The 8707-nt window shown below is 35.5% G+C and carries 4 protein-coding genes and 1 pseudogene; 1 reads left to right on the top strand and 4 read right to left on the bottom strand.

Annotated features, from left to right (window positions below; translation table 11 throughout):
• Window positions 1-130: 130 nt before the first annotated feature.
• Window positions 131-1887, top strand: a pseudogene (locus tag QXE01_09905) (HAD-IC family P-type ATPase).
• 289 nt (window positions 1888-2176) lie between these two features.
• Here the strand turns inward: QXE01_09905 and narI are convergent.
• Genes narI through QXE01_09885 form a run of 4 tightly spaced genes read right to left on the bottom strand, consistent with a single transcriptional unit; the run spans window position 2177 to window position 8351 of the window.
• A complete protein-coding gene (narI, locus tag QXE01_09900) occupies window positions 2177-2845 on the bottom strand; it encodes a respiratory nitrate reductase subunit gamma (protein ID MEM4971547.1) in 669 nt (222 codons plus the stop codon).
• Window positions 2838-3347, bottom strand: coding sequence for a nitrate reductase molybdenum cofactor assembly chaperone (narJ, locus tag QXE01_09895; protein ID MEM4971546.1), 510 nt, complete (start codon window positions 3345-3347; stop codon window positions 2838-2840). Before narJ ends, narI begins: the two co-directional genes overlap by 8 nt.
• Window positions 3344-4825, bottom strand: coding sequence for a nitrate reductase subunit beta (gene narH, locus QXE01_09890; protein MEM4971545.1), 1482 nt, complete (start codon window positions 4823-4825; stop codon window positions 3344-3346). The genes narJ and narH overlap by 4 nt, the downstream gene beginning before the upstream one ends.
• Before the next feature lies 1 nt (window position 4826).
• Window positions 4827-8351: a nitrate reductase subunit alpha gene (locus tag QXE01_09885; GenBank protein MEM4971544.1), complete on the bottom strand. Its 3525-nt coding sequence runs from the start codon at window positions 8349-8351 to the stop codon at window positions 4827-4829.
• Window positions 8352-8707: the final 356 nt, after the last annotated feature.

Genomic DNA, 8707 nt, shown 5'->3' with positions numbered 1-8707 from the left:
TTTGTTATTCTAAATACTTCATCATTAAATCATTTTTACTTCAGATTATTAGTTGTTTTAGATTTTGATTATATTTATTTAAAAATTATCATAAATGTATATAAATAACCTTAAACACAATTTAGTATATATGACTAACGATGAGGTTACTAAACTCCTTCACGATTTCAATACTAGCTTAGATGGACTAAGCAGTAATGAAGTAGAATCTAGGCTTAAGAAATACGGTTTTAACGAGGTGAGAGAGAAGAAAAGGAGTCCCATAATAGCTTTTCTTTTAAAGTTTTGGGGTCCAGTTCCTTGGATGCTTGAAGTAACTGCAATATTAACGTTCTTTTTACAAAGGTATCTAGACATGTACATCATACTTTTCCTTTTAATTTTCAACTCAATTGTAAGTTTCATTCAAGAACATAGGGCGGAGAACGCAGTAGAGCTTTTAAAAAGTAAGTTGAACGTTATGGCTAAGGTTAAAAGGGATGGAAAGTGGATTGTAATTCCAGCTAGAAATTTAGTACCAGGAGATTTGATTGTTGTTAGGATTGGAGATATCGTACCGGCGGATATTAAGATAATTGAGGGACAAGTTTTAGTTGATCAGTCAGTGCTCACTGGAGAATCTCAACCAGTTGATAAAGGGTATATGGAAACACTCTATTCTGGTTCAATAGTTAAACGTGGAGAGGCTAAGGGAATTGTAATAGCAACTGGAGATAAGACTTATTTCGGAAAGACCACACAGTTAGTGCAATCAGCTAAGGCTGAATCACGTATTCAGAACATCATCATGAAAATAGTGAAGTACCTTGTAGTTATTGATGTTATCTTAGTTATAGCCTTAACAGTTTTTGCAAAAATCTCTGGTATAAACATTGCAGAAACTTTACCTTTCTCTCTAGTGGTTTTAATAGCCTCTGTTCTTGTAGCCCTACCTGCTACATTTACCATAGCTATGGCACTAGAGGCTGAGGAGTATGCTTGTATTGCAATAGAAGTAGCTAAGGAACTTGGTATAGGAGATAAGGTTTGTAATGTAAGAGAAATAACAAAGATGGGAAAGCTAGTTGAGGAATGTCAGATTTTCGCTGAGGTATTTCCAGAGGATAAGTACGATATTGTAAAGACTTTACAAGCAAATGGACATATCGTAGGTATGACTGGAGATGGTGTAAATGACGCGCCAGCATTAAAGCAAGCAGAAGTGGGCATAGCAACTTATAATGCAACTGACGTAGCTAAAGCTTCAGCTAGCATGGTGCTTACTCATGAGGGATTGGTAGATATAGTTGAGGCAATAAAAACTGGAAGGAAGATTTACCAAAGAATGCTTACATATACTATGAATAAGATAATCAAGACTTTGCAAGTCGTAATCTTCTTAACATTATCATTCTTTATAACGAAGTTCTTTGTAACAACACCCTTTGATGTAATTCTTCTCTTGTTCTTTAATGACTTCGTTACTATGTCCATTGCAACTGACAATGTAAGATATTCAAAGACTCCTGAAAGATGGAACGTTAATAAAATAGTTAAATCGTCACTGATTATTGCAAGTTTAGTAATTCTAGAATCGTTCTTCATACTTTGGTTATCATTAGCCATAAATTTAAGCCATAACGAAATTCATACTGCAATATTCGATACACTAGTGTTTACCGGACAGTTTACAGTATATTTAGTAAGAGAAAGAGGAAGGTTATGGAGCTCAATTCCTAGTAAACCTCTTCTCATCTCCTCCATCGCTGACATTATCGTTGTAGTGTTAATTTCTTCCTTTGGAATCCTCATCACTCCAAATAGTTTATCTTAAGCATATTGGCAATTACGTTCTTGTTTACCTTTCTCTTTGATGAAATAAAAGTAAAGCTTTTGAGACTATATTAAACATTTTCGTTAGTTTATTTTTATAAATTGGAAAAACATTTTAATATACAAATAGATTTGGAATATCTTCTAAAAATGAATACTAAATAACCTCATAATATATCAGCCAATTAATATTCCTAACTTGTTTACAATGTCATCAGTTTCACAAAATTATTAACAATAAGACTCTTAAGAAACCTATACGAAGAAACGTAACGTAGCCGGTTAATTGTGCTAAAGAATAAAATAAGGATTAAAAAAAAAAAAACAAAATAATATTTTAAAGTCTGATCATCAATATTCTTAACTATATTCCTTTCTTAATCTTAGCCTCCCTATAAACTATATACGGTCTCCATAGATATGTGACTGGAATTGTAAAGACGTGAACCAGCCTAGAGAATGGCCATATAGCATAGAGAAGAAACGATAAAGCAACGTGAAGTTGAAGCGATAGCGGAGCTTCGCTCATTAGTGCTGGATTAGGATGAAAAGTGATAAACCCTTGAAACCAAGGAGCTACAGTAACCTCATAGTCTGGTCTAACTATTAACGTATTATACAGTCCAGTTGCTATAACTAGGATTAAAATTAAGTATACGAGATGATCTGTAAATGATAAAGTAGTGTAAGCTCTAGTGAGATATGACATCACGATTAACCATATGAGACCTATTATCGATATAATGCCAAAGATTGCTCCCAAATAGAAAGCTAGAGATACATGAAGCTCATAGGATATTCCTATGGCAACGAGGGCAGAAGCTGGTATTGCTATGCCAAATAGGTGACCTAAAAGAACTATCACTATACCATAATGGAAGAAGTTGGAGGCTAGGTTATGTGTCCTTTTTGAAAGCAATTCAAATGATCTAGTTGACCAGTAATATCTTCTAGTTAAATAAGTATATACATACCCAGAAAAAAATAACGTTATAGAGATATAAGGATAATATACCCAGAACAAGTTATCCATTTACCTCACCACCATAAAGTTCTAAAATGGCTAGAGTTATGAGAGGATAAAAAACGGATTTATGTTCCTTTAACCTGGATTGAAGAGTCTTTAGTGGATTTTGTATAAGTTTCTTGACTTCCTCATCATATTTCGAAGCCAGATATCTCAGCAGAGTTGGTAAGTAATCTGGTAAATCTTCTCTCATATAATCCTTAACCCTCTCTTTAAGCCATACAAGTAGTAATCCTCTTTTGGGTAAGTTAACTCTATTTTTCTCTTCTCCTGTAATATAATATGAGATATTCAAGGTTATATAATCGTTATTATCAAAGGTTTTCACATAAATTTCCTCTAAATCTAGCTCATTGTAATTAGAAACTTCTTCTAAAAACTCCTTCAGAAGATATGCGCGAGACGATGTAAGGTTATTTACAATCTCCTCAATCTCTCGTTTCCTTTTAATCCACTTAGTTGGATACTCTAGAAGATCAGCAATAATATTTAACATAACATTCGTCATTTCTTCCTCAACCTCAAATCTCTTCTTAACGATTTTTCAAATCCTATACTACCTTGTACGTAGTCTGGGGCTAAAGTCTCCTCGAAGAAACCCAATACTTTCTCCTTATGTGCTGTAGGTATAACGAATCTATCCTCTAATCTTGCTAATGCAAGCACTTGATACATTTCTTCAAGGTCTTTTTCAGTAAGCGAAACTTCCTTAAGAATTTCTTCATTTATTTTTTTCCCTAATCTCCTTTGTCTCATATAAATTCTTAAGGCGAGAAGTTTCTTGAGTACTAGTTTTACCCTTTCTTTATCACCTGCCGTAAACATGTTTGCTAGGTACTCTATTGGTATTCTCATATGATCTACTGCAGGGAAGAACTCCTCATCTTTGAGCTTTAAATTCTCGATTAAAGGACTTAAGGGTGGAATATACCATATCATAGGTAATGTTCTATATTCAGGGTGTAACGGTAAAGCTATCTTCCACTTCTTTATCATCTTGAACACTGGAGTCCTTTGCGCTGCTTCTATGAAATCTTCTGTAACTCCGTTCTCTTTCGCATTTCTTATAACCTCTTCTTCAAACGGATCTTTAATTATCTCTAAATGCCTTTCGATTATCTCTTTTGGATCCTTGGCTGAAGCAGCCCATTCTACTAAATCAGCGTCATATAGTACAACTCCTAAATATCTTATCCTTCCAACGCATTGATGGAAACATGCGGGAATTTGCCCTGTTTCTAATCTAGGGTAGCAGAGTATACACTTTTCAGCCTTACCGGTTGCCCAATTATAATAAACTTTCTTGTACGGACATGCTGAGACACAGAATCTCCAACCTCTACACTTATTTTGATCAGTTAGGACTATACCGTCTTCCTTCCTTTTGTACATAGCACCACTAGGACAAGCTGCAACACAAGCTGGATTTAGACAATGATTGCATATCCTTGGAAGGTACATCATAAAGGCATTTTCAAAGTCTGCCTTTATCTTCTCCTCTATTCCCTTTATGTTGGGATCACTTAATACTGCTGCTGAGCCCCCCGCCAAATCATCATTCCAATTAGGTCCCATTCTAATTTCAATTGGTTTACCTGTTATGAGAGAAACTGGTTTGGCAACTGGTTGTTTTTCGCTCTCTGGAGAGCTAATCAATTCATCATAGGTAAATGTAAAAGGTTCGAAATAATCATCAATTGTAGGTAAGTAAGGATTGTGAAATATTTCCAGGAGTCTTGCAATCCTTCCGCCTATATTCAATTTTAATTTACCATCCTTAGTTAAGATCCAACCTCCCTTGTATTTCTCTTGATCTTCCCATCTTAACGGATAACCGGGGCCTGGCCTAGTTTCAACATTATTCCAAAACATATACTCTGTTCCCTCTCTATTCGTCCACAAGTTTTTACATGCAATAGTACAAGCGTTACAACCTAGACATTTATCTAAGTTAAATACTCCCATAAATTGAGCTAATATCCTCAATTTAGCTCAGCCTCCTTACACCAACTAGGGTATCTCTTTGCACACCTACGGGTCCATAATAATTTAGACTAAACGATAATTGTGCATAGCCACCAACTAACCACGTCGGTTTAACATGAAGTCTGGTTACGGAATTATGAGATCCTCCGAGCTTTCCATTTCTAATTTTTGACTCCTTTACATAAATTGTTCTTTCTTGAGCATGATACATTATTACTGTTCCCCTTGGAATTCTATGAGAGACAACAGCCCTTGCGGTTATTACTCCGTTTTCGTTAAATACCTCAACCCAATCGTTGTCCTTAACTCCTATTGATTTAGCATCGTCTTCATTAATCCAAATTACCGGTCCTCCTCTAAATAGCGTTAACATCCTCAGGTTATCCATGAATGTGGTATGAATTTGCCATTTTCCATGTGGAGTTAAATATCTAGCAATTAAAACTCCTGGCTCCTTTTTAATTTTTGAAATATTTAGTGGAGGTTTAAATACGGGAAGCTGTTCTCCTACTTCTCTGAATATTGGATGATCTAGATAAAAATGTTGTCTACCTGAGAGTGTCCTCCAAGGAACTTTAAACTCAACGTTAAAAGTGAATGCAGAATATGTTCTACCTTCCTTCACTATTCCGCTTTCTACTGGAGTGTCTATAACTCTCCTAGGTTGAGCCTTTATATCTTGAAACGTTATTTTCACTTCTTCTATTCCGTCTTTTAGCATACCAAAGTTTAGACCAGTCTTCTCTTCTAAGAACTCATATTCTCTAGCTGAAACTTGTCCATTCGTTGAACCACTTAACCTTAGTATTACTTCTGCTACATCACTATCATCATCCATTAAAGGTCTCCCTTCTAGCTCACCTAAGGTTTCTTTCAACTCTTCATACTCCTTTGAATAGTTAACTTCTATTCCAAAATACATCAACTTCTTTTCTTTAACTAAAGGCCCTAAAGTGATCATCATTTCATAAATTTTCGAATAATCCCTCTCTACGAATATTAACTTTCCCATATTCTTTCCAGGTATTAGTTTATCCTTTTCTATGACTTTTGTATAGGGGTCATCCAGCATTGGGTAAGCAATCTCATCGGGAGTATCATGTGATAATGGAACGTATAGAACATCTATAAATTTTCCATCAAAATATTTAGGTGCCATTTCAGAAATCTTCTTAGCTAGTCCGGTAAAGATCTTCCACTCGCTTCTAGCTTCCCATGGGGGATCTATTGCTGGAGTGAAAGGATGTATGAATGTATGCATATCTGTTGAGCTTAAGTCAAATTTCTCATACCAAGTTGCGGCAGGGAGAATGATGTCTGAGTAGAGTGCTGTACTATCCATTCTAAAGTTAATGTCAATCAAAAGATCTAACTTTCCTTCTGGTGCAGGATCCCTCCATTTTACAGTACTAACGAAGTCTTTTGCAACTTCTTGATTTTCTACAGTATTTTCAGTTCCAAGGAGATGTTTCAGAAAATATTCACTCCCTTTCCCGCTTGAGAATAATAGATTTGCTCTCCACACAAATAGAATCCTAGGATAATTAATAGGATTGTCAACATCAAGTATAGAGAACGAAATTTGCCCACTTTCTAATTTCCTCACTATTTCATCTTCATCATTATTATTAGAGAGGAATAATGGATTAGTATTAAATTGTGGATAAAATGGCTGCCAACCTCTTTTAACTGCTAGAGTTATGTAATCTACTGGATGTTTATAAATCGTTTTACCCAATGCCAAATCGTCCATTAAGACCTCATCATATCTCCATTGATCCGTATGCATGTAAACCCATAATCCAGTGCTTTGTAATCTCGTGGCTGGTACCCAATCTCTAGCAAAGGCTATGGTATTCCAACCTTCAAAAGGTCTAACCTTCTCTTGTCCCACATAATGCGCCCATCCTCCTCCATTAACTCCAACAGCCCCACAAAGTAAAAGTACTGTTATGATAGCACGGTATATCAAGTCACTATGGAACCAATGGTTCACCCCAGCTCCTACAAGGATTAGCGACTTACCATTAGTCTCCTCAGCATTCTTAGCAAACTCTCTCGCTATTCGAATTACAAGTTCTTTTTCCACCCCAGTTATTTTCTCTTGCCAAGCAGGAGTGTAGGGTACGTCTTCATTATAGTCAGCGGGATATCCGTTTAATCCGTCCCTTTTAACTCCTAGATTAGCTAATAGGAGGTCAAATACTGTAGTTACATATAACTCCTTTCCATCTAATGTTTTTACAACTTTTACTGGAACTTCTCTCTCAATATAACCCTTTTCATCAAATCTAGGAAAGCTTACCTTTAGGATTTTATCATGAATGCCTAATAATGTTAACGCAGGCTCTATATCCCTTCCGGAAAAACTATCTTTAAGCTCTAAATTCCACTTCTTAGAATTAGACCATCTGAAACCTATACTTCCATTTGGAATAACAACACTGTTAGTATTTAAATCAAATACTGCTAGTTTCCATTCACCATTATCAGTTTTCATGATGTCAGAAGCTCTTAAATATCTTCCAGGCAAAATTCTTCCTTCTTTATCTTCTAATATTACTAGAAAAGGAGCGTCAGTATACCTTTTTAGATAATCGCTGAAATACTTCACCTTCCTCTCTACATGGAATTCTTTGGCAATTACGTGAGCCATAGCTAGAGCTAATGCACCATCAGTTCCAGGCTTAGGGTGAATCCAAAGGTCAGCAAACTTCACGTATTCTGCATAATCTGGAGCAATTGCAACAACTTTTGTTCCACGATATCTAACCTCAGAATAGAAATGAGCATCTGGAGTTCTAGTTTGAGGAATATTTGTACCCCAATCTATTATGTAAGTTGAGTTAAACCAATCTGCACTTTCAGGTACGTCTGTTTGTTCACCCCACACTTGTGGAGAGGCTATAGGAAGATCTGCATACCAATCATAAAAACTCATTGCTACACCACCAATTAGAGATAGAAACCTAGTCCCGGCAGAATAACTAACCATCGACATTGCTGGGATAGGTGTAAATCCAAATATTCTATCGGGGCCGTATTTTTTAATCGTGTAAATTATCGCAGCAGCTATTATCTCGTTAACTTCATCCCAAGAGATTCTAACAAACCCACCCTTTCCTCTCGCTTTTTTATATTTTAATGATTTTTCAGGATTTTCGACAATGTTTTCCCATGCCTTCACGGGGTCCCCAGTCTTGTTAATCTCTTCCCTCCAAAGCTCAAGTAATGTTCTCCTTATGTAAGGATACTTAATTCTATGTGGCGAATATTCGTACCACGAGAAACTCGCACCTCTAGGGCATCCTCTAGGTTCATAACCTGGTATAGATGGGTCTATAATAGGATAGTCTAAAGCTTGCATTTCTGTTATTATAATACCATCTTTTACATATATCATCCAACTACACGAACCAGTACAATTAACACCATGTGTACTCCTTACAACCTTATCGTATTGCCATCTTCTTCTGTAAAAAGATTCCCAGTCTCTTCCTCCTTTCTCAAATTTCTGCCAATTCACATTTAATTTACCTCCTCTATTACCTTTAAATAATCCCCTAAGATATAAGGGATTAATTTAAAATAATAGGTACTTACATTAAAAATTCAAATTTATATGTATACTTTTGTGTACTTTTATTTATATGTATACTTTTGTGTACTTTTATATTAATTTGAATACATAGTTAAAAAATATTAAATGATAAATATCAACACGGATTCTATTAGCTTATTCCGCATGTCTAACAAATAGCAAGATCTTATAAGAACACGATATTTTCTCGATAATTCTTGAAACTGATACGGACTAACTTTACTTGCTTATAGTTTCTGGAAGACCTAGAACTGATAGTAAAACTAGTATTGAGGAAATTA

The organism is Sulfolobales archaeon, from assembly GCA_038897115.1.
In the GTDB taxonomy this organism is placed as follows: domain Archaea; phylum Thermoproteota; class Thermoprotei_A; order Sulfolobales; family AG1; genus AG1.
The sequence above is the reverse complement of the archived record's forward strand: the minus strand, read 5'-3'. Positions and strand labels throughout refer to the sequence as shown.

Bases quoted from the DNA above. Each gene is read 5' to 3' on its own strand.
- narI (MEM4971547.1), bottom strand. From the start codon at position 2,845: ATGGATAACTTGTTCTGGGTATATTATCCTTATATCTCTATAACGTTA.
- narJ (MEM4971546.1), bottom strand. From the start codon at position 3,347: ATGACGAATGTTATGTTAAATATTATTGCTGATCTTCTAGAGTATCCA.